We start from the raw sequence: 22386 nt of genomic DNA, 5'->3' as shown, positions 1-22386 counted from the left end.
GGCAAGGTGGTACTGGTTTTCGGCCGATGGAAGATGGAAGGTTCTTTAGAAACTCATCTACGCTTCCATTATTGCTCCGTCTTCCTGTTGAGGTCTGGCAAGTGTCAGGCCTCTATTTGTTTTTTCTTCCACAAATTTCACAAATGCTTGACGGATTTCTTCCTTCTTTTCCGCTGTGCACAGGTTGATTAACTGGGACAAATTTGAATCGTAAGAAATGGTGCGATGATAATGATGGTAAAACACTTTACCGGTCATCCATCTGCCGCCTACCAAGATTTCAAAGACGATAGGAATGCTGATGTGATTGAATGCACTCTTCATTTCACCAATGCGGAATGCCTCAATATTGCAAGTGAACGATCTCATAAAGCCTATCTCCCTTACACAAAAACTACATCACATAAAGTAACGCGTCCTGTATATATACCCGCTTTGACCAAACCCAAAACCACAAAACTAGCAAACTACCAAATCCGAGCACATCGCGGTTCGAAGGGGTTTCGACATGGAGGGCGAAAAACCTTTGGGGGTCTGACCCCCTTTTTAAAATTTTTTTCATTTCTCACTCTATTTTTTTGCATTTTAGTAGTTTAGGATTTTTGTTTTTTGCCTAGACTGTTTGCTAGAGGGGAGCTGGGGGAAATGTTGAAGAAAAATAAAATTACTTTATATATAGTATTACTTTTTGTGGGGGCTTATCTTTCGCTTTTGGGAGAGCAGGCGACGGCTGGTGCGAATGTGAAGAATGGTGCGATGGTGATTCCGGATGAGGCGATTAGGCTTCGTATTCTAGCAAATAGCGATAGCGAACAGGATCAGGAACTAAAGCGAAAGATTCGTGATCGTGTGAATGAAGAGATCACAGTTTGGGTGGAAGGGTTAACTTCCATGGATAATGCCCGCGAAGTGATTACAGGTAACATGGATCAAATCGAAGAAATCGTGGAAGAGGTAATGGCAGAGGAGGGTATGGTACAGTCTTATAATGTAGATTTTGGCAGAGTGGATTTCCCGACAAAAATGTACGGAAAATTTATCTATCCTGCAGGAGATTATGAAGCAATCCTGATCACACTTGGAGAAGGCACTGGAGCGAACTGGTGGTGCGTATTGTTCCCGCCATTATGTTTTCTGGACTTTTCAAACGGAGAAGCAACGGCAAGCCCTTTTGAGGAAGAAGAAGCCGAAGAGAAACCAGTTGAAGAAACAGCAACTGTCACTGCAACGACTGCAAAAACTGATGCCAAAGCGAATACACAGGACTTTCTGGTGAATGAAGAACCGGAAGAAATGGAAGTGGAATTCTTCCTAGTAGAGATTCTATCATCTCTATGGAATAAAATTACGGCTTAAGGTTCTACTTTTTCATCACTCTCAATAGAGTAGTAATAGAAAACTACTAGATGAGGTGAAGAAAATGAAAGTATTGCGATCAGCAACACAAGATGACCTTTGGGCATTGCAGGTATTTTTAAGAAGAGCAAATATCAGTATTGTGGATTTGGAAGATAAAATAGAGGATTTCATCATTCTAGAAGAAGAGAATGAGGGGATTTGCGGAACCATTGGAATAGAAGAGTACGGAAATGCAGGACTCCTGCGCTCACTTGTAATTGGTCCGTCCGTTAAGCAGTTTCAATTGCTGCAAATGTTTGAGCATACTCAACAGCATGCACGGAAAAAAGGATTAGAGCAGCTCTACCTCGTTACCAACAAAAATAACTTCATCCAATTTTTTCGAACTGCTCAACTTTTATCCACAGCCTATACACACTGCACCACAAACCATGCTCGCATCCGACTTCTTCCAAGAAAATCACCCAACAAGAAGGATGCACACTGATGGTATGTGAGCTAAGGGGTCAGACCCCTTAGCAGTGAGGTAACGCATTAACGCGGAGCGGGCCAGACCCCTTATCAACAAGTTAACGCATCACCGCAGTGAGGGTCAGACCCCCTTTTTTGCTCTTTTTTGTGTTAAATCCACATTACCCACAGAGTTATCCACGGTTTGGTGAGGCTTTATCCACAGTTTGTGGATAAGGCTTGTGTTATTTGTGGAAGTTATTTATACTTTCAGGAGAAATGCTTACATATTCACATGTTAATAGATTGTAGAATGAGGGATTGTAAATGTATACGAAATTATGGGCTGTGGATAAGGAAGAACCAATTAAACATAGTTATCCACAGATTATGGAAGCGGCCGGTTTGTTGAAAGAAAATGAAGTGGTGGCCTTTCCGACCGAAACGGTATATGGTCTTGGAGCTAATGCCTTGTCAGATCAAGCTGTATTAAAGATTTTTGAAGCGAAGGGACGTCCTAGTGACAACCCACTTATTGTGCATATATCGAAGTTGGAACAGCTAGCAGAACTTGTGGATAACGTGCCAGAGTCTGCCCATAAACTGATGGAAGCTTTCTGGCCTGGCCCGCTTACGCTTGTTCTTACAAAGAAAGAAGGAGTCTCACAATATGTGACGGCAGGGCTTGAAACGCTTGCAGTCCGCATGCCTGACCATTCTGTAGCGCGGGCGCTTATAGAGATTTCAGGATTGCCGCTTGCCGCCCCAAGCGCGAACCTTTCAGGCAAGCCAAGTCCGACAACGGCGAAGCATGTAGAAGAAGATTTAATCCACAGGATCGCCGGAATTGTGGATGGCGGTGCAACGGGAGTGGGCCTTGAGTCTACGGTTGTGGATTGCACGGCAGAGACACCGATGATCCTGCGTCCGGGCGGTGTGACAAAGGAAGAGCTGGAGAAAGTGGTTGGTAAAGTAGACGTAGATCCTGCTTTATTTTCGCAGGAAGAACTTCATAAACCTAAATCGCCAGGAATGAAATACACGCATTATGCGCCAATTGCACCTGTGTATCTGGTGGAAGGAAGTGCAAGTTTCATGGAGCAAACGATCAAAGGCGCTCAGCTTAAAGGCCATAAGGTAGGACTTCTCGCAACGGAAGAGACGATAGCCCAAATACAAGCCACAGAGATTACTGCCATTTCCTGTGGCACCAAAAATGACCTCGCAACCGTGGCGAGCCAGTTATACGATGGCCTTCGCGCTTTCAATGCGACGGATGTGGACGTCATTTTCAGCGAAACGTTCCCGAGAACGGGAGTGGGTGCGGCGATTATGAACCGGCTTGAAAAAGCTGCTGGACATAAGTTTATAAAAGAATAATATAAAGGACCTCGACAACCCGGGGTCCTTTTTTGCGTCGTTTTCCTTCTATTACCGAAGGCTTGTGCATATCTTGAAGTAGACAAGTCCTAAGGGGAGGCAGAGCATGGGGATTACGTTTGGGGAATTCATGACACTATTATTGATGGCAATTGCGCTTGGGATGGATGCTTTTTCGGTTGGGCTTGGGATGGGCATGATCAAGCTGAGATTGCGCCAGATCTTTTACATAGGGGTTACTATTGGGGTTTTCCATATTTTCATGCCGCTTGGTGGAATGGCAGTCGGCAAGGTGCTGTCACAGGAATTTGGTTCGATTGCGACACTTATTGGTGGGCTGCTCCTGGTGATGCTTGGGTTGCAGATGATGTTTTCTTCTTTTAAAAAAGAGGACGGGCCGATGATTTCGCCGGTTGGGGCGGGGTTATTCGTTTTTGCGCTGAGTGTGAGTTTAGATAGTTTTTCGGTGGGGCTGAGCCTTGGGATATACGGGGCGCGGACGTTGTTAACCATTTTGCTTTTTGGTGCGGTGAGCATGCTTTTGACGTGGATGGGGCTTATTTTCGGCAGGAAGTTGCAAGGGTGGCTGGGTTCTTACAGCGAAGCGCTTGGCGGCAGTATTTTACTCGGTTTCGGCATTAAATTATTGTTTTTTGTGTGAAAAGAAAGGCCTCCTGTGGGTCTTTTTTTATTTTCTCCTCTTTAAAAGTCGCCCGTTTTGCCGACATAACTAGAGAGAGGGTCTTTATGACTAGTTTTTGAATGGAATGCACCAAGTTATGCAATGTGTCTATGACTATTTCTGCCTTCTTTTCGTTTATAATAAAAGAAAAAGGAGGAGTCAGGAATGAATGTCTTATTTGTGTGTACAGGGAATACGTGTCGAAGCCCAATGGCTGCTGCAATTTTGGCAGGCCGTGATATAAAGGATGTTGAGGTGAAATCTGCTGGTGTATTTGCGATGCCTGGCAGTGAAGCTTCCAGTCAGGCTCGGGAAGTCTTAAAGGAAAAGGGACTGCCGGTTGAGCATCAGTCTTCCCAGGTGTCAGACGAGTTGATTGAGTGGGCGGATTATATTTTCACGATGACGGCACAGCATAAAATGTTGCTGGAGAACAGCTACCCTAATAGCTTGGGGAAAACCTATACCTTGAAGGGGTTTGCTGAGCAAAGTGGAGAAGTAATGGATCCATATGGTGGCTCGGTGGAGACGTATCGCGCGACATTCGAAGAGCTTCAAAACGTCATAGAGGCGATAGTAGAAAAAATAAAATAGCACTCATGCAGGCTGCGATAAAGAAGAGAGATTTCTGTGCGGACCATGCATGGAGGAGGAAGTACGATGGGGGAAAACGGGAAATATAAGTTTGGCTTACGCTACAAGCTCGTGTTATTCACAACGATTTTAGCGGTCATCACGTATACGGTCAGTGGCTTTTTCATCTATTTTTTAGTAGATTATGTGGAAGGATTTATGGGGGCTGGCCTCTTTACGATCCTTACATTGGTTCTTGGAATTGTATGGTCCGGGATTCTTGCTTTTTTTGCAGCAAAATACATCACCAAACCGTTGCAACAGCTGGAAGAAGTCGCTCAGAAGGCGGCGAATGGGGATTTGTCGGAGGATGTACCGGTATCCAATTCACGCGATGAGATCAGTGCGGTCGGGGATGCATTCAACCTCATGTTACATAATCTGCGCGACATGGTGAAAACCATTAACGAAACGTTTGAAAAAACAAACGAAAAAGTGGAAGAAATAAGCGATGTCTCCATGCAGGCTTCCGAGCAGGCAGAAAACATCTCTTATACGATTGAAGAGATTGCCAGAGGCGCGGAGAGTTCCGCTGCTTCCATTCAAGATACGGCTGAATCGGTAGAAGAAGTCATTAAAATTGCCGATGAGGTTCATGAAAAAGCTACGTCCTCCCAACAGCTTTCTGAAGAGATGGTGAAGGACCTTGAAGAAAGTAAGGAGGTCATCCATTCGTTGGTGTCTGGAATTCAAAAGCTTGCTGGCGAAAATCAGACGTCCCTAAAGACGGTGGAGCGACTTGAAAAGAATGCAAAAGAAGTGGAAAATATCATCTCGCTTGTTGGAGATATTGCTGGCCAGACGAACCTTTTAGCGCTAAATGCCTCGATTGAAGCGGCGCGGGCCGGAGAGCATGGACGCGGATTTGCGGTCGTGGCCGAAGAGGTTCGCTCCTTGGCAGATGAAAGTGCCAAAGCGGTGCAAGGAATTTCTGAACTGATTAAAAACATTCAAGAAGAAGTGAAAAACGTGGTAACGCAAATCACCGGTCAGGTGAAGGCCGCAAATGTCGAAGCGGAAAAAGGGTCGGCAACCAACACGGTCATTGCGGAAATGACCAACTCCGTATTGGAGGTTGCAGCCTCGGTTAAACAAATCGCAAACCTTGTTGACCGTCAGATGGACAGCATCCAAACGACTGCGCGACAGTCCCAAGAAGTGGCGGCGATTGCGGAAGAAACATCTGCCGGAGCGGAAGAAGTGACGGCGACCACACAAGAACAGGCAAGCATGATTGCTGATGTTGAGAAAATATCCCAAGAGCTTGCTGGTCAGGCGAGCAACTTGAAGCGGATGATTTCGAGGTTTAAGGTGTAATAAGATTTTTTGGGGTGAAAATTTAGCTTGGGCACTTTGTTGCCCGGGCTTTTTTTATTGGGCATATATAGTGTTGCGCGAACATCCTGATGGATTTTTTCGCTATAGACGGGTAAGATGTACATATAAAATAATCATTCGAACAGGGGATGAAAATGTGAGAGTGGCAATTGCATCAGATCACGGCGGCATCAACATCCGTGAGGAAATCAAAGGATTAATGAAAGAATTGAACATAGAGTTTGAAGACTTCGGTTGTGAATGTGAAACATCTGTGGATTACCCGGACTATGCACAGCCGGTTGCGACAAAAGTGGCAGAGGGTGAGTTTGACCGCGGTATTTTAATTTGTGGAACAGGAATTGGCATGTCCATTGCGGCGAATAAAGTGAAGGGCATTCGCTGTGCGTTAGTGCACGATATGTTCAGTGCGAAAGCGACCCGCGAACACAATGACAGCAATGTATTGGCTATGGGTGAGCGTGTTATCGGCCCAGGTCTTGCCCGTGAAATTGCAAAGATCTGGCTGACCACTGAATTCGAAGGCGGCCGCCATGAAAACCGCGTGAATAAGATTCATCAGTTGGAGAAGTAAGAGCTGGTTAAAGGAAGGCGGGGAAACGAATAATGTTGCAAAATGAATGGAAAGAACAGTTGCAGAAGGTTTTGAACGACTTGCAAGATCAGGCAGATTTGAAAAAGGGTCAGCTTCTGGTCGTAGGCTGCAGCACAAGTGAAGTGATCGGGGAGAAAATAGGAACAGCAGGAACGGAAGGCGTCGCGGAAACGCTTTTTGCGGTGTTGAACGAATTCCGTGTTCGAACAGGAGTCGAGCTTGCGTTTCAATGCTGTGAACATTTGAACCGTGCTTTAGTAGTGGAGCGGGAAACGGCGTGGAGACGCGGATTGGATGAAGTGACCGTTATTCCTGTCCGACATGCAGGCGGTGCTATGGCATCACACGCGTTTCATCACATGGAAGATGCGGTCATGGTCGAACATATCAAAGCCGACGCAGGGGTCGATATCGGGGACACGTTAATCGGCATGCACCTTAAACACGTCGCAGTCCCAGTTCGCAGCACCGTCAAATCCGTCGGCAACGCCCACATCACCATCGCCCGGACCCGCCCCAAACTCATCGGCGGCGCCAGAGCAATATACGAAATCGTCACAACAGAAACAACATAAAACAAACGCGGGGCAGCCCCTTCGACATGGATGACAAAAATCCTGCGGGGGTCTGACCCCTTTTCGTTCTTTTTTTATTTTCACGAAAGTTTTTTAAGGTAAGCGCTATCAATCTTCCTTTTCTGTTTCTATCTATTATTTATCGTGATAAAATAGAGGAGGTAATGGTTGAAAAGCCGAATGTAGTTGTTTTTCAAAAACATTTTAAATTTTAGTGTTCATACTTAAAGGGGGATTCCGAAAGTGAAATTAGCACAACAGGATCAGCAATTGTTTCAATCCATCCAGGATGAATTGGCAAGACAACGCACGAAAATCGAGTTGATTGCTTCTGAGAACTTTGTGAGTGAAGCGGTTATGGAGGCTCAAGGATCTGTACTAACAAATAAATACGCAGAAGGTTATCCAGGTCGTCGCTACTATGGTGGTTGTGAACACGTAGACGTAGCGGAGAACATTGCCCGTGACCGTGCGAAGGAAATTTTCGGAGCCGAGCATGCAAATGTTCAACCACACTCTGGTGCCCAAGCGAATATGGCAGTTTATTTTACCATTCTAGAACAGGGAGACACGGTCCTTGGGATGAACCTTTCCCATGGCGGCCACTTAACACACGGCAGCCCGGTTAACTTTAGTGGTATTCAATATAATTTTGTGGAGTATGGAGTGGATAAAGACTCTCATACTATCAATTATGAAGACGTTGCGGAAAAAGCAAGACTGCACAAGCCGAAGTTGATCGTTGCAGGTGCAAGTGCATACCCTCGCGCCATTGATTTCGCGAAGTTCCGTGAAATCGCAGACGAAGTGGGAGCTTACCTGATGGTGGACATGGCGCATATTGCCGGTCTTGTTGCAGCTGGCCTTCACCAGAATCCGGTACCTTACGCGGATTTCGTTACGACAACAACGCATAAAACATTGCGTGGACCTCGTGGCGGGATGATCCTTTGTAAGGAAGAATGGGCAAAGAAAATTGATAAATCCATCTTCCCTGGCCTTCAAGGCGGTCCGTTAATGCACGTAATCGCAGCTAAAGCCGTTGCATTTGGCGAAGCATTGCAACCAAGCTTCAAAGATTATGCACAAAAAATCATCGATAATGCACACCGTTTAGCGGAAGCGTTGAAAAATGAAGGACTTTCTCTTGTTTCGGACGGAACGGACAACCATCTTTTACTTGTGGACGTGCGCTCTCTTTCCATCACAGGGAAAATCGCGGAGAAAGTGTTGGATGAAGTGGGAATCACAGTGAACAAAAACACGATTCCATTCGATCCGGAAAGCCCGTTTGTAACAAGTGGTATCCGTATCGGTACAGCAGCTGTCACAAGCCGCGGCTTCTCATTGGAAGATATGGATGAAATTGCGTCCATCATTGCCTTCACATTGAAGAATCATGAAGACGAAGCGAAACTGGAAGAAGCAAAAGCGCGAGTGGAAGCAGTTTCTGGAAAATATGAATTGTATCCTTCTTTAGGATAAAGGTGTGAATGGGAGAGGTCTGAGGTTAGACCTCTCTTTTTTGGGAAAATTACTTGAATCAATCCCGCTTTTTCTGTAGAATCAATGGAAGTGTGATTTGAGAGCCGGACAACTCTAATACAGAACCGCCGGCTAGACATGATAAAAGGAGAGATTTCGAATGGCAAAAGTGTACGTATTTGATCACCCGTTAATTCAGCACAAACTTACATACATCCGCGACAAAAACACAGGTACGAAAGAGTTTCGTGAACTAGTTGATGAAGTGGCAAGTTTAATGGCATTCGAGATTACCCGTGACCTTCCACTTCAAGAAGTGGACGTGGAAACACCGGTTTCTGTTTCAAAATCAAACGTATTAGCAGGGAAAAAATTAGGAATCGTTCCAATCCTACGTGCTGGTCTTGGCATGGTAGAAGGAATGCTGAAATTGATTCCGGCTGCAAAAGTTGGACATGTCGGCTTATACCGCGATCCAGAAACGCTTCAACCTGTTGAATATTATGTAAAATTACCTTCTGATGTGGAAGAGCGTGACTTCATCGTCGTAGATCCAATGCTTGCAACAGGCGGATCTGCAATCGAAGCAATTCACTCCCTGAAAAAACGTGGCGCGAAAAACATCAAATTCATGTGCTTAATCGCTGCCCCTGAAGGTGTGGAATTACTTAAAGAAGCGCATCCTGACGTAGACATCTACATCGCGGCACTTGATGAAAAGCTAAACGAAAAAGGCTACATCGTCCCAGGTTTAGGTGACGCTGGCGACAGATTGTACGGAACGAAATAAATGATAGGCTGTTTGGAGATCGATGGTGATCTCTAAGCAGCCTTTTTACTGTTATTTACTGGGGATATATGGATTCTTGATAAATTGACCGGTTTTTTTGTATACATCTCCGGTTTATTTGACTATTTCCCCTGTTTATTTGACTAATTCATCCGCTTTTTTGACTAATTCACCTTCACTCTCAACCTATGCATAATCCCCCATCAATAACAAATGCTACATATCAGAGGTGAAGGACGTGAAATTAGGGAAAATTTTATTATGTATCGGATTTACTTTGTTGCTGGTGACATCAACACTAGTGCAGCCACTAAAAACTACATTAGCAGCCAAAAACACACACACTAACGACTCATTACATACAACTACAACCAACACACCCATATACCCAAAACGACCGCCACTTCCGGTAAGTAAAGGCAACGAGTTGGAGGAACAGACGGTTATTTTAATCGTGGAGGAAAATAGTCAAAACGCCATCCAAAACTTAATTCAGCAGAAATATCCTAATCTAAAAATAAAACGAACTTATACCGCCGTGTTCAAAGGCTTTGCCATCCACGGTCCGCTCAAAGATCTGGATAAGCTTCAAAAGGAACAAGGAATTCTCGAAGTTTCTCCTGTCACCAACTACACCCCCAATCTTGACGAAAGTGTGCCATTTATTGGTGGCGGAGAGAAGATGCACCGGCTCTATGACAAAGATGGAGATCGTCTCACCGGAAAAGGTGTGAAAGTCGGAATCATTGACACAGGAATTGATTACACTCATCCCGACCTCCGGGACAATTACGCAGGCGGCTACGATTTTGTCGATGAGGACAATGATCCGATGGAAACAAAGCGGTCACAAGGAATGCCGACCCTCCACGGAACGCATGTCGCTGGGATTGTCGGGGCAAACGGGCATCTTAATGGCGTGGCACCGGAAGCGGAACTTATTGCGTACCGGGTTCTTGGTCCAGGGGGCCATGGTTCAAGTGAGCACGTTATAGCCGCTATCGAAAGGGCGATTCATGACAAAGTGGATGTGCTGAATCTTTCGCTTGGAAACACCATAAATGGGCCGGATTGGCCGACAAGCCTTGCACTGAATAAAGCGGTAGAACATGGGGTGGTGGCAGTCACGTCAAGTGGCAACTCCGGTCCGAACCTTTGGACAGTAGGATCACCTGGAACATCGTCAGAGGCAATCTCGGTCGGTGCTTCTACACCACCCCTTCACATTCCGCATCTCTCACCTATTTTTTCAAAAAGAGAGATAGAGATGCTGCCGCTACAAGGGTCGATGCCATGGGATTTTCCATCCAAGCCGATTGGTATGGTGTATGCGGGACTTGGAGAAGAAGAGGATTGGGAAGACAAGAAGATAGAGGGGAAAATAGTGCTGCTCGAGCGCGGCAAGATTCCTTTTTCGGAAAAAGCACATCAAGCCAAAATGCGCGGTGCGGCAGGTGTTGTTATCTACAATAACCTTGAAGGTAATTTTACAGGGACATTGGAAGTAGAGATGGACATACCGGTCGTTTCGATCTCCAAGGAGGACGGGTTATTTTTAAAAAAGCATTTGAAAAGAAGTTTCTCGATGGTGAAGACAACATTCAAATGGCATAAAGATGACATTGCCAGCTTCAGTTCGCGCGGGCCGGTTACACATACGTGGGAAATCAAGCCGGATGTGGTCGCACCGGGTGTGGCGATCGATAGCACCATTCCAAACGGATACCTCGCACTTCAAGGAACAAGCATGGCCGCACCGCATGTGGCGGGGGCGAGTGCACTCATCATCCAGGCCCATCCCGATTGGACGCCAGCTCAGGTGAAGGCCGCCTTGATGAATACAACCAAGCCACTTATAAAAGAAGACGGCACAGGTTACTCCGTACTCGAACAAGGAACAGGACGTATCCAGCTGGAGGAAGCCATCCAAACGAACAGTCTTGTGTACCCGGGGTCCCTTAACTTTGGAATGCTGGAAAAGAAACAAACCCGGACTCAGAAAGAAGTACCCATTACCATTGAAAACGTCTCGGACAAAGAGGTCACATACTCCATAGAAGCACCAAAACAGAAAAAGGGAGTTCAGTGGAAGACACCGATCACCTTCACACTGAAACCGAAAGAAAAACGCGAAACCAACATCACGCTCGACATCACTCCAAACCAGCAAAAAGCTGGGATGCACGAAGGAGAAGTCGTCGTCAACGCGGACAGGCAGAAAATTCGTCTGCCTTACCTCTATATAATAGAAGAACCTGATTACCCGCGGATCATGGGATTCCAGTTTGGATATGGAGATAAGGAAGGGGAGTATCAGTACGAAGTGTATTTGCCAGAAGGTGCCGAGGAACTGGGCATAGCGCTTTACGAAGCGGACACCCTCCACTTCATCGACTATCTGGACTGGGAGCGGGACCTGCCGCGCGGGTTATTTAAAAATCAAATCCCGGCAGATCGCGTAAAAGTGAAAGGACTGGTCAAAGCAGTCGTCTTCGCGAAAAAACTGGACAAGGAAGACACCGTGGAAGCCGATCTTTACTTTGAGTGAGCTGGGGTTGAGGAGACATTTTTGTCGAACCCTGTCAAGCAACACAACTTGAAACTACCGAATAGTCACATAATGTTCACAATCGACAAACTTAACCTATATGTCTTCTGTGATAAAATAATGTTATACAACAGCCGAATGAGGAAAACTGTTCATCATTTGGCTGTTTTTTTCTGGAAAAATACATAGCGTAAAAGAAGCTGGTTCGAAGAGAAATCTTACCAACGAAAAGAATGTCGATTTTTCCTTAGAACACATTGACATTAATAAAGTGCTATTGTATGCTTACAAAGGGTATAAAATGATAGGGTTTTCATAGGTTTTTTAAAACCAATTTTATACATATTTAGCACCGATTTATCAGCAAGACCTCAAGTTTTTTACCGCATGTAAACGGGGTGTTTTCTATGGAAGATAAACGCCGCCCATTCCAAGCAATGGCTTTGATGTCCGGAATCCTTTCCTACTTAGTTGGTCCCACCTTAGTTGGATTATTTGCAGGGAGATGGCTGGATGGCAAGATTGGTACAGAACCATTGTTCCTTATTATTGGACTTCTTTTAGGACTAGCAACTGGTGTAATAGGAGTATTATACCTGGTCCAAAAATTCTTCTCAGGAGAGTCATAAATATGCCTGAATCAACCAAACAGTTTATGAGGCATATGAAGTATTTCTTATTTTTACTTGCCTTTTTTGTAATAGGATGGGGATTCACCTCATACCAAGAATGGTTCCTAGGTTTGATCCTTGGGACAGTGATAAGTATTTACAGCCATTGGTTGCTGCATAAGAAAGTGAAGAAGTTCACGGAAGCGGTTGCCGAAGGTCGCAAAGCTGTCACATTAGGTTCTTTTTCAAGAATGGCCGCTGCAGTTCTCGGTGTGGTCATCGCTATGAGATATCCAGAAACTCTGAGTCTCTACGGCGTTATCATAGGGATTATGACATCCTATATTGTCATTATCATAGATTCATTTGTAACACTCTTTAAAGCAGTGGGGAAGAGAGGTGAGTAGTGTTGGGTCACAGTGCTCCTATAGCGACGCTTGATTTGTTTGGTTACGACCTTCATTTCAACTTGTCGAATATTTTGATGACTATTATAACAGCCTTAATCGTGTTCCTTATCGCAATACTTTGCACAAGAACACTGGCATTGAAACCTACCGGAGCGCAGAATTTCATGGAATGGTTGGTTGACTTTGCTAAAGGTATCATTAACAGTACCATGGATTGGCAAACAGGAGGTAGATTCCTTGCATTAGCTCTGACAATTATGATGTATGTATTTGTCGCGAATATGCTCGGGTTGCCATTTGCGATCATACTTGGGGATGAACACACTTTATGGTGGAAATCGCCGACAGCAGATCCTGTTATTACGCTTAGTCTCGCGGCAATGGTAGTAGCATTGACGCATTATTATGGGATTAAGATGAAAGGCTTCAAGGAATACGGGAAGGACTTCTTCAAACCGATGTCGTTCTTATTCCCACTTAAGATTATTGAAGAATTTGCTAACACATTAACGCTTGGTCTTCGTTTATACGGGAACATCTTTGCAGGGGAAATCTTGCTAGGGTTGCTTGCGGGACTTGCAGTTAACGGTTATCAAATGGGCTTCATGTCCGGAATCATTGGAACAGCAGTAGCAATCATTCCGATGTTAGTATGGCAAGCGTTCAGTATTTTCATTGGTACCATCCAAGCATTTATCTTCACCATGTTAACAATGGTTTATATGGCACACAAAGTGAGTCACGACCATTAATTTATAAATTTTTAATAACCAAAAAAACTTTTTTTAATCATAAGGAGGAAATTATCAATGGGTCTTATAGCAGCAGCAGTTGCAATTGGTTTAGCAGCACTAGGAGCAGGTATTGGTAACGGATTAATCGTAAGTCGTACAGTAGAAGGGATCGCTCGTCAACCTGAGCTTAAATCCACTCTTCAAACTACAATGTTCATCGGGGTTGCACTAGTTGAGGCGATTCCTATCATCGCAGTAGTTATCGCGTTCATGGTTATCGGTGGTTAATTAACTGCCCGAATAATTCTTAGCATCAATAATGGCGAAGTCCGTCTCACTCGAGAACCTTCGCCTTTCCTTTAGTATGAACTATTTTTTTGAAAATCTAGCCAAGGTGCCCTTTAGGTGCTTGTGCTTTTCTTATGTATTCCTCGAAGGGAGTGAAAGCATTGTATAGCTTAGATCACTTAGTGCTTGGTGCAGGACTTCTAACTTTAGGAGATGCACTATTCCAGTTAATCACATTTTTAATCTTACTATATTTCCTTAGAAAATTTGCTTGGGATAAGCTTGTTGGAATGATGAAGCAACGTGAAGATCACATTGCAAACGAAATTACAGCAGCTGAACAAAGCAATGTAGAAGCGAAAGCTCTTGTAGAAGAGCAAAAGTCTCTATTAAAAGAAGCTCGTACTGAAGCTCAGGCTTTAGTGGAAAGCGCGAAAAAAGTAGCAGAAGATCAAAAAGCAGATATCGTAAGAGCTGCTCAAGAGGAGTCTGCACGTCTTAAAGAAGCGGCAAGAAAAGAAATCATTCAGGAAAAAGAACAAGCAGTTGTTGCTTTGCGTGAACAGGTTGCTTCCTTGTCCGTATTAATCGCTTCTAAAGTGATTGAAAAAGAACTAAACGAAAAAGATCAGCAAAAGCTTATCGATGATTACGTGAAACAGGTAGGCGAAGTGCGATGAGCAAAAACGGAGTAGCAAAGCGTTATGCATTGGCTCTTTTCGACCTGGCAAAAGAAAACAATCTTTATGCCCAGTTTGACTCTGAGCTTGCAGAAGTGAAAAAGGTGTTTCTGAACAACAAGGAACTTGACGTTGTTCTGAGCAACCCGAAAGTACGCAAAGACTCTAAAAAGCAAATCGTCCGTGAGGCATTTGCTTCCGCATCACCATTTATCGTAAACACGTTACAGCTTTTAATAGACCGTCACCGTCAAGGTATCGTTGTTGATATGATTGACGAGTACAAAGCACTTTCCAACGAAGCCCTTAATGTGGCAGACGCGAAAGTGTACTCTGTTCGCGCTTTAACTGAGGCAGAACAGGCTCAACTTTCCGCTGTTTTTGCAGCAAAAGTTGGGAAATCTTCTTTAAACATCAGCAATATCGTAGATCCATCTTTAATCGGCGGCTTGAAGATTCGCATCGGCAACCGTATTTTTGATGGAAGTGTCAGTGGAAAATTAGAACGTCTAGGACGTCAACTTACAACGAATAGATAGTAGATAGGGGTGAAATTCATGAGCATCAAAGCTGAAGAAATTAGTGCGCTGATAAAAAAGCAAATCGAAAGTTATCAGTCTGAAATCGAAGTTAGCGATGTCGGTACTGTTATCCAAGTTGGGGATGGTATCGCTCGTGCTCATGGTCTCGACAACGTCATGGCTGGAGAGCTTGTTGAATTTTCTAACGGAGTTATGGGTCTTGCCCAAAACTTAGAGGAAAACAACGTCGGTATAGTAATCTTAGGACCTTATACTGAAATCCGCGAAGGCGATGCAGTTCGTCGTACAGGCCGTATCATGGAGGTACCGGTAGGTGAAGCACTTATCGGCCGTGTAGTAAACGCATTAGGACAACCAGTTGATGGATTGGGTCCAATCGAAACAAGCAAAACTCGTCCAATTGAAGCACAAGCTCCTGGTGTTATGGATCGTAAATCCGTTCATGAGCCACTTCAAACAGGTATCAAAGCGATTGATGCACTTGTACCAATCGGCCGTGGACAACGTGAGTTAATTATCGGAGACCGTCAAACAGGTAAAACATCTGTTGCGATCGATACGATTCTTAACCAAAAAGACCAAGACATGGTGTGTATCTATGTTGCCATCGGTCAAAAAGAATCTACAGTTCGTGGAGTAGTAGAAACTCTACGTAAGCACGGTGCACTTGATTACACAATCGTTGTAACGGCATCTGCATCTGCACCAGCTCCAATGCTATTCTTAGCACCATACACTGGAGTAACAATGGGTGAAGAATTCATGTATGACGGCAAGCACGTTCTAGTTATCTATGATGACTTAACAAAGCAAGCTGCGGCATACCGTGAGCTTTCCCTACTATTAAAACGTCCTCCAGGTCGTGAAGCATATCCTGGTGACGTATTCTACCTTCACTCCCGCTTGTTAGAGCGTGCAGCGAAGCTTAGTGATGCAAAAGGCGCTGGGTCTTTAACAGCTTTACCGTTCATCGAAACGCAAGCTGGTGACGTATCCGCCTACATCCCAACAAACGTTATCTCCATCACTGATGGACAAATTTTCTTACAATCAGACCTATTCTTCTCCGGTGTTCGTCCTGCGATCAACGCTGGTCTTTCCGTATCACGTGTTGGAGGATCCGCTCAAATCAAAGCGATGAAAAAGGTATCAGGTACATTACGTCTTGACCTTGCATCATACCGTGAGCTAGAAGCGTTCGCGCAATTCGGTTCTGACTTAGATAAAGCGACTCAAGCAAAACTTAACCGTGGAGCTCGTACGGTAGAAGTACTTAAGCAAGGCTTGAACAAGCCACTTAAAGTAGAAAAGCAAGTTGCGATTCTTTATGCTCTTACAAAAGGTTTCATCGATGATGTTCCTGTACAAGATGTAACTCGTTTCGAAGACGAAATGCTTACTTGGTTAGAGCACAACCGTAAAGAACTTTTAGAAGAAATCCGTACAACTAAAGGATTACCAAGCGACGAAGCAATGGCTGAAGCAATCAATGCATTCAAAAAGACTTTCGTAGCTACTGAAAAGTAATAGATCGACATAGTGAGTTACACCATGCGATGGAGGAACCCGAACCAACCTTCGATTCCTCCTTTCCATGTGTCTAACCGCTCTGAATAGGGTTAAAAAGGTGGTGAAATCCTTTGGCATCATTACGCGACATAAAAACGAGAATTACCTCGACGAAGAAGACTAGTCAAATCACAAAAGCCATGCAGATGGTTTCCGCATCGAAACTGAATCGTGCTGAAACGAATGCAAAAGCTTTCAATCCTTATATGGATAAAATCCAAGAGGTTGTAGCAAGTATCGCACTAGGAAGTACCGATGTATCGCATCCAATGCTAGAAAGCCGTCCGGTAAAACGTACAGGCTACATCGTAATCTCCTCAGACCGTGGACTTGCAGGTGCCTATAACAGTAACATCTTACGTACGGTTCATCAGACGATTCAAAAACGTCATAAGTCTCAAGATGAATACGCAGTAATTGCCATCGGACGAATCGGCCGCGACTTTTTCAGAAAGCGTAATGTCCCTGTATTCTCCGAAATTACTGGTCTAGGCGACCAAGTATCGTTCTCAGACATCAAGGACATTGCGAATCGTGCAGTCAGCATGTACGCGGATGGAACGTTTGATGAGTTATACGTGTATTACAACCACTTTGTAAGTGCAATTTCCCAAGAAGTAACAGAGAAGAAACTTCTTCCTCTTACTGACATTGCACCTACATCCAACAAGATTACATCCTATGAGTTCGAACCTTCCCAAGAAGGTATCCTTGAAGTATTGCTACCGCAATATGCGGAAAGCCTGATCTACGGTGCATTACTAGATGCAAAAGCAAGTGAGCACGCTGCTCGTATGACAGCGATGCAAAGTGCGACAGATAACGCGAAAGAGCTTATCCAAGGCCTTACACTTTCTTACAACCGTGCCCGTCAAGCGGCAATCACTCAAGAGATCACCGAGATTACGGCTGGTGCTTCGGCTCAACAATAGATCGTTTTTGAACTAAAATTTTGCAAAAGTAAGTTAGGAGGGAATACGATGAAAGGTCGCGTTACTCAAATCATGGGTCCAGTTGTCGACGTAAAATTCGACAGCGGACATCTTCCTGAAATATACAACGCTCTTCATATTAATCATAAAGCTCGTAGCGCTAACGAAGTAGACATTACTTTAACGCTAGAGGTTGCTCTTCACCTTGGAGACAACACAGTGCGTACAATCGCTATGGCTTCTACAGACGGTGTCGTTCGCGGCATGGAAGTAGAAGATGCTGGTCACCCTATTTCTGTACCAGTAGGTGACGTAACACTTGGTCGTGTTTTCAACGTACTAGGAGAAAACATTGACTTAGATGCTCCAATCGCAGCAGGTTCTCGTCGTGATCCGATTCACAGACAAGCTCCTACATTCGATCAACTTTCAACAGACGTTGAAATCCTTGAAACTGGTATCAAAGTAGTAGACTTACTTGCTCCTTACATCAAGGGTGGTAAAATCGGTCTATTCGGTGGTGCCGGTGTAGGTAAAACGGTTCTTATCCAAGAATTAATCAACAACATCGCACAAGAGCACGGTGGTATCTCCGTATTCGCAGGTGTTGGTGAGCGTACTCGTGAAGGAAATGACCTTTACCACGAGATGACGGATTCTGGTGTTATCAAGAAAACTGCCATGGTATTCGGACAAATGAACGAGCCGCCTGGAGCACGTATGCGTGTTGCACTAACAGGTCTTACAATGGCTGAGTACTTCCGTGATGACCAAGGACAAGACGTTCTATTCTTCATGGACAACATCTTCCGTTTCACACAAGCAGGTTCTGAGGTATCTGCCCTACTAGGCCGTATGCCATCTGCCGTTGGTTACCAACCAACACTTGCTACTGAAATGGGTCAGTTACAAGAGCGTATCACGTCTACATCTGTAGGTTCTGTAACGTCTATCCAAGCGATCTACGTTCCTGCCGATGACTACACGGATCCAGCTCCAGCGACAACTTTCGCTCACTTAGATGCAACAACTAACCTTGAGCGTAAGCTTTCCGAGATGGGTATCTACCCTGCGGTTGATCCTCTAGCATCCACTTCCCGTGCATTGGCACCAGAAGTAGTTGGAGACGACCACTATGCAGTAGCACGTGAAGTACAGGTTACTTTACAGCGTTACAAAGAACTACAAGATATCATTGCTATCTTAGGTATGGATGAGTTAACGGATGAGGATAAATTAACCGTTCACCGTGCTCGTCGTATCCAGTTCTTCTTATCTCAAAACTTCCACGTTGCCGAGCAGTTCACTGGACAAAAAGGTTCTTACGTTCCTGTTCAGGAAACAGTTAAAGGATTCAGAGAAATCCTTGACGGCAAATACGACCACCTTCCTGAAGATGCATTCCGTCTAGTTGGACGCATCGAAGAAGTAGTCGAAAAAGCGAAGCAAATGGGTGTAGAAGTTTAATTAAAGGGACCTAGGAGGGAATGAAATGAAGACATTAAAAGTCAGCGTAGTTACTCCCGATGGCCCGGTTTATGAATCAGACGTAGAAATGGTAGTAGCCCGTGCTCAAAGCGGTGAGCTGGGAGTTCTACCAGGACATATCCCGATGGTTGCTCCACTTCAAATCGGCGGCGTCCGTATGAAAAAAGACGGCAAAACCGAACAAGTGGCAGTAAACGGAGGCTTCCTAGAAGTGCGTCCTGATAAAGTAAACGATCCTTGCCCAAACTGCAGAAGCAGCAGAGCAAATCGATCTTACACGTGCAGAAGAAGCAAGAAAAACGCGCCGAACAACGACTTCAGTCCAAACAAGACGACGTCGACTACCGCCGTGCCGAACTTGCCCTTCAACGCGCAATCAACCGCATCAACGTAGCCAAAAGAGGGTAACAATACCCTGTGCATATAAGAATGTGAAAACCCCCCTCTTTCCAGAGCAGACGTGCTTTGGAGGGGAGGGGGGTTTTTTTGTTTTGGTTGATTGTTGTTATTTTTTTTGTTTGTTGCTTTAAAGAGATAAAGAGGGGTCTGACCCGCTGTACGGTGATGTGCTAAAGGATTTAAGTAGTGAAACGCCTATAATGGATATATTGGTTTTACAATGGATAAAAGTAGGTTAACAATGGATAAATCAAATTTAGAATGGATAAAAAGTTTTTACAATGGATAAAACCACTTTAACAATGGATAAGTGGTTTTACGAAATTGATTTCGGACGAAATGCCCGATTGTTAATCCAATTCGAAACGTTTATATGTACCACGTGCGTAAAAACTAACCCACAATTACCTACTTTCAACTAAAACCCCTCCAAGTAACCACGTACTTATTGGTTCCACCACTCACCAAGCTCCGCTCTTTTCAAAACAAGGTAATTATCCCTTCAACGTTAAGCAAAACGACTCGCATCAGAAGCGCAAAACACAAAACTCCACCCTCCACCAAAATTATTCCCTTCGCCTCCTTAAAAACAATAGCCATAATAAGGATATCTCCTGTCGACACCGATATGGGTATTTGATATAATTGTTATCGGTTACATTTTTAAATATTGTGAGCAGTCTGAAAATGAAGAGAGACTTCGGAGGGGGCGGGCATGAATCTACTTAACTTATATCAAAATAACTATTTGATAGTGGTTGTATTCTTGGCTCTAGGGGTATTACTTCCGGTCGTGGCGCTTGCTATTGGACGTGTTTTGCGTCCGAATAAGCCATCAGCAGCCAAGCAGACGACCTATGAAAGTGGAATTGATCCCTTTCATGATTCACGTGTTCAGTTTAATGTTCGTTATTACATATTTGCCCTGTTATTTGTCATTTTCGATGTGGAGACGGTTTTCCTTTATCCATGGGCGGTGGCATACGAGAAATTGGGGATTTTTGCACTGATTGAAATGCTTATTTTCGTAGTTTTATTACTAATCGGATTAATATACGCTTGGAAGAAGAAGGTGTTGAAATGGATCTAAATCTAGAGAGTATCTCACCAGAGGAAATGGAAGAACTGAAACAGACGGTCTTCCTGACAACATTGGAGGAGCTGAAAGCGTGGGCCCGTAGCAATTCCATGTGGCCGATGACATTCGGTCTAGCTTGCTGTGCCATCGAAATGATGGGAGTTGGCTCGTCCCACTATGACCTCGACCGTTTTGGGTCCTTTTTTCGTACATCACCGCGTCAATCTGACTGTATGATCGTGTCTGGTACTGTGACGAAAAAGATGGCACCTGTGTTGAAGCGCCTGTATGACCAAATGCCTGAGCCGAAATGGGTCATTGCCATGGGTTCCTGTGCGACTGCAGGCGGTCCATATATTAAATCCTATGCCGTTGTAAAAGGTGTGGACCAAATTGTACCTGTAGATGTGTACATACCGGGATGCCCACCAAATCCAGCGGCTCTTATTTATGGAATCAACAAGCTCCGCGAAAAAATTCGTTATGAAGCCAAGACAGGGAAGCAGGTGATCTAGCAGTGAGCGACGAGAAAAGCCTGGAAGAAAAAAAGAAAGAGGCCGCAGCCAAAGCAAAAGCTGCTGCACTTGCAAAATTAGAAGCGAAAAAGAAAATGGAAGCAAAGGCTTCTGAAAATATAGAAGAACCAACACCAGCTGAAACACCGATTGGTGACGACGCCAAAGAATTGACGAAAAAGAAAGCCGCCGCCGCGGCGAAAGCGAAGGCAGCTGCACTTGCGAAACAAAAGGCCAAAGCCGCCGAGGAAGCAACACCTGACACAACTGAATCCACAGACACAGACGACGCCAAAGAACTAGCAAAAAAGAAAGCCGCCGCCGCGGCAAAAGCAAAGGCCGCCGCACTGGCGAAACAAAAAGCGAAAGAACAAGCGTCAACTGAAGCCGAATCGACAGAAACAACAGAAGACGCCAAGGAACTAGCCAAAAAGAAAGCCGCTGCAGCAGCAAAAGCAAAAGCTGCCGCACTCGCAAAACAAAAACGCGACGCAGGCGAAACACCAACACCAGCAACCGATGGCGATGATGCCAAAGCGAAAGCCATCGCAGCCGCAAAAGCAAAAGCTGCTGCTGCAGCCAAGGCAAAAGCTGCCCCACTTGCCAAACAACAACGTGACGGAGGAGCCGCATCAACGGAATCCGCTGACACAGACACTGGCTCTGCCGATCTCCAAGACGAAAAAGCAAAAGCCGTCGCCGCTGCAAAAGCCAAAGCAAAGGCCGCCGCAGCCGCCAAAGCGAAAGCCGCTGCCGCCGCCAAGGCAAAAGCAGCTTCCGGCACAACCGCCGACGCAACAGCTCAAGAAGAACCAGCAACACCATCACCAAACCAGAAATACCTCGATAAATATGTAAAAGTCATCAACGACAACCTCGGGGAAAACACCTTGGAAGACGCGTACATCAACCCGCTTTCCAAAGATGTCCCGACGCTTGTCGCGAAACCGGAGAACTATTTTAAAGTGGCATCATTCCTGCGTTACAATGAGCAGCTGACGTTTGAATTTCTATCAGAAATGCACGGCACAGACTTTGAGACACATATGGAAATTTACAATCACTTATATTCTTATAAAAACAAGCAGTCTGTTGCCCTAAAGGTAAAAATAGATCGAGAGAATCCTGTCATCCCGTCCATCCAGCCTATTTGGGAAGGGGCAAACTGGCCGGAGCGTGAAACATATGACCTGCTTGGGATTCATTTTACAGGACACCCGAATTTGACGCGCATCATGATGCCGGATGATTGGGTTGGTTATCCGCTGCGCAAAGATTATGAGCCGTACGATGTGGAGGTGTAGC

The 22386-nt window shown here is 44.9% G+C and carries 24 protein-coding genes and 1 pseudogene; 24 read left to right on the top strand and 1 reads right to left on the bottom strand.

The features are described from left to right. Nucleotides 1-57: 57 nt before the first annotated feature. Nucleotides 58-369, bottom strand: coding sequence for a hypothetical protein (locus M313_RS0122205; protein ID WP_010200421.1), 312 nt, complete (start codon nucleotides 367-369; stop codon nucleotides 58-60). A 276-nt stretch (nucleotides 370-645) separates the two neighbouring features. Here M313_RS0122205 and spoIIR point away from each other — a divergent pair, with 276 nt between their 5' ends. From spoIIR to M313_RS0122080, 24 genes and pseudogenes are all read left to right on the top strand, one after another. After that, on the top strand, nucleotides 646-1356 hold the full coding sequence (spoIIR, locus tag M313_RS0122200; RefSeq protein WP_010200419.1) for a stage II sporulation protein R: 711 nt from the start codon (nucleotides 646-648) through the stop codon (nucleotides 1354-1356). 64 nt (nucleotides 1357-1420) lie between these two features. Further along, nucleotides 1421-1846 (top strand): GNAT family N-acetyltransferase, encoded by a 426-nt coding sequence (locus tag M313_RS24420; RefSeq protein WP_010200417.1) that lies wholly within the window; start codon nucleotides 1421-1423, stop codon nucleotides 1844-1846. A gap of 290 nt (nucleotides 1847-2136) precedes the next feature. After that, nucleotides 2137-3189: an L-threonylcarbamoyladenylate synthase gene (locus tag M313_RS0122190; RefSeq protein ID WP_010197416.1), complete on the top strand. Its 1053-nt coding sequence runs from the start codon at nucleotides 2137-2139 to the stop codon at nucleotides 3187-3189. A gap of 106 nt (nucleotides 3190-3295) precedes the next feature. Further along, a complete protein-coding gene (locus M313_RS0122185) occupies nucleotides 3296-3850 on the top strand; it encodes a manganese efflux pump MntP (RefSeq protein ID WP_010200415.1) in 555 nt (184 codons plus the stop codon). A 186-nt stretch (nucleotides 3851-4036) separates the two neighbouring features. Then, entirely contained in the window at nucleotides 4037-4465 is a 429-nt protein-coding gene (locus M313_RS0122180; RefSeq protein ID WP_010200412.1) for a low molecular weight protein arginine phosphatase, read from the top strand. A 66-nt stretch (nucleotides 4466-4531) separates the two neighbouring features. Beyond that, entirely contained in the window at nucleotides 4532-5821 is a 1290-nt protein-coding gene (locus M313_RS0122175) for a methyl-accepting chemotaxis protein (protein ID WP_010200409.1), read from the top strand. Nucleotides 5822-5978: 157 nt separating this feature from the next. After that, nucleotides 5979-6416 carry a ribose 5-phosphate isomerase B gene (gene rpiB / locus M313_RS0122170; protein ID WP_010200406.1) on the top strand — a complete coding sequence of 146 codons (438 nt, stop codon included), beginning with the start codon at nucleotides 5979-5981 and terminating at the stop codon, nucleotides 6414-6416. A 32-nt stretch (nucleotides 6417-6448) separates the two neighbouring features. Beyond that, on the top strand, nucleotides 6449-7012 hold the full coding sequence (locus M313_RS0122165; protein ID WP_010200404.1) for a TIGR01440 family protein: 564 nt from the start codon (nucleotides 6449-6451) through the stop codon (nucleotides 7010-7012). Between the two features lie 243 nt (nucleotides 7013-7255). Next, nucleotides 7256-8497: a serine hydroxymethyltransferase gene (glyA, locus tag M313_RS0122160; RefSeq protein ID WP_010200401.1), complete on the top strand. Its 1242-nt coding sequence runs from the start codon at nucleotides 7256-7258 to the stop codon at nucleotides 8495-8497. A gap of 160 nt (nucleotides 8498-8657) precedes the next feature. Further along, nucleotides 8658-9287: a uracil phosphoribosyltransferase gene (gene upp / locus M313_RS0122155; RefSeq protein ID WP_010200399.1), complete on the top strand. Its 630-nt coding sequence runs from the start codon at nucleotides 8658-8660 to the stop codon at nucleotides 9285-9287. Between the two features lie 238 nt (nucleotides 9288-9525). After that, nucleotides 9526-11835 (top strand): S8 family serine peptidase, encoded by a 2310-nt coding sequence (locus M313_RS26715; RefSeq protein ID WP_010200397.1) that lies wholly within the window; start codon nucleotides 9526-9528, stop codon nucleotides 11833-11835. A 407-nt stretch (nucleotides 11836-12242) separates the two neighbouring features. Continuing rightward, a complete protein-coding gene (locus M313_RS0122145) occupies nucleotides 12243-12464 on the top strand; it encodes an AtpZ/AtpI family protein (RefSeq protein WP_010200395.1) in 222 nt (73 codons plus the stop codon). 2 nt (nucleotides 12465-12466) lie between these two features. Then, nucleotides 12467-12853, top strand: a complete 387-nt coding sequence (locus M313_RS0122140) for an ATP synthase subunit I (protein ID WP_010200393.1) — start codon at nucleotides 12467-12469, stop codon at nucleotides 12851-12853. A 2-nt stretch (nucleotides 12854-12855) separates the two neighbouring features. Continuing rightward, entirely contained in the window at nucleotides 12856-13608 is a 753-nt protein-coding gene (gene atpB, locus M313_RS0122135) for a F0F1 ATP synthase subunit A (protein ID WP_010200389.1), read from the top strand. 57 nt (nucleotides 13609-13665) lie between these two features. After that, a complete protein-coding gene (atpE, locus tag M313_RS0122130) occupies nucleotides 13666-13878 on the top strand; it encodes a F0F1 ATP synthase subunit C (RefSeq protein WP_010200387.1) in 213 nt (70 codons plus the stop codon). Nucleotides 13879-14012: 134 nt separating this feature from the next. Then, entirely contained in the window at nucleotides 14013-14558 is a 546-nt protein-coding gene (gene atpF, locus M313_RS0122125) for a F0F1 ATP synthase subunit B (protein WP_050780711.1), read from the top strand. After that, nucleotides 14555-15097, top strand: a complete 543-nt coding sequence (locus tag M313_RS0122120; RefSeq protein WP_010200382.1) for a F0F1 ATP synthase subunit delta — start codon at nucleotides 14555-14557, stop codon at nucleotides 15095-15097. Before atpF ends, M313_RS0122120 begins: the two co-directional genes overlap by 4 nt. An 18-nt stretch (nucleotides 15098-15115) precedes the next feature. Continuing rightward, on the top strand, nucleotides 15116-16627 hold the full coding sequence (gene atpA, locus M313_RS0122115) for a F0F1 ATP synthase subunit alpha (RefSeq protein ID WP_010200381.1): 1512 nt from the start codon (nucleotides 15116-15118) through the stop codon (nucleotides 16625-16627). Nucleotides 16628-16740: 113 nt separating this feature from the next. Next, on the top strand, nucleotides 16741-17601 hold the full coding sequence (locus tag M313_RS0122110; protein WP_010200377.1) for a F0F1 ATP synthase subunit gamma: 861 nt from the start codon (nucleotides 16741-16743) through the stop codon (nucleotides 17599-17601). 48 nt (nucleotides 17602-17649) lie between these two features. Further along, nucleotides 17650-19068, top strand: coding sequence for a F0F1 ATP synthase subunit beta (gene atpD, locus M313_RS0122105; protein WP_010200375.1), 1419 nt, complete (start codon nucleotides 17650-17652; stop codon nucleotides 19066-19068). Nucleotides 19069-19093: 25 nt separating this feature from the next. Next, nucleotides 19094-19497, top strand: a pseudogene (locus M313_RS24415) (F0F1 ATP synthase subunit epsilon). Between the two features lie 706 nt (nucleotides 19498-20203). Continuing rightward, nucleotides 20204-20578 carry an NADH-quinone oxidoreductase subunit A gene (locus tag M313_RS0122090; RefSeq protein ID WP_010200369.1) on the top strand — a complete coding sequence of 125 codons (375 nt, stop codon included), beginning with the start codon at nucleotides 20204-20206 and terminating at the stop codon, nucleotides 20576-20578. Continuing rightward, nucleotides 20569-21081, top strand: coding sequence for a NuoB/complex I 20 kDa subunit family protein (locus M313_RS0122085; protein WP_010200368.1), 513 nt, complete (start codon nucleotides 20569-20571; stop codon nucleotides 21079-21081). The genes M313_RS0122090 and M313_RS0122085 overlap by 10 nt, the downstream gene beginning before the upstream one ends. 2 nt (nucleotides 21082-21083) lie before the next feature. Next, nucleotides 21084-22385, top strand: a complete 1302-nt coding sequence (locus tag M313_RS0122080) for an NADH-quinone oxidoreductase subunit C (protein ID WP_010200365.1) — start codon at nucleotides 21084-21086, stop codon at nucleotides 22383-22385. The last annotated feature ends 1 nt before the right edge of the window (nucleotide 22386 follow it).

This window comes from Bacillus sp. m3-13, from assembly GCF_000175075.1.
In the GTDB taxonomy this organism is placed as follows: domain Bacteria; phylum Bacillota; class Bacilli; order Bacillales; family Bacillaceae_I; genus Sutcliffiella_A; species Sutcliffiella_A horikoshii_C.
The sequence above is the reverse complement of the archived record's forward strand: the minus strand, read 5'-3'. Positions and strand labels throughout refer to the sequence as shown.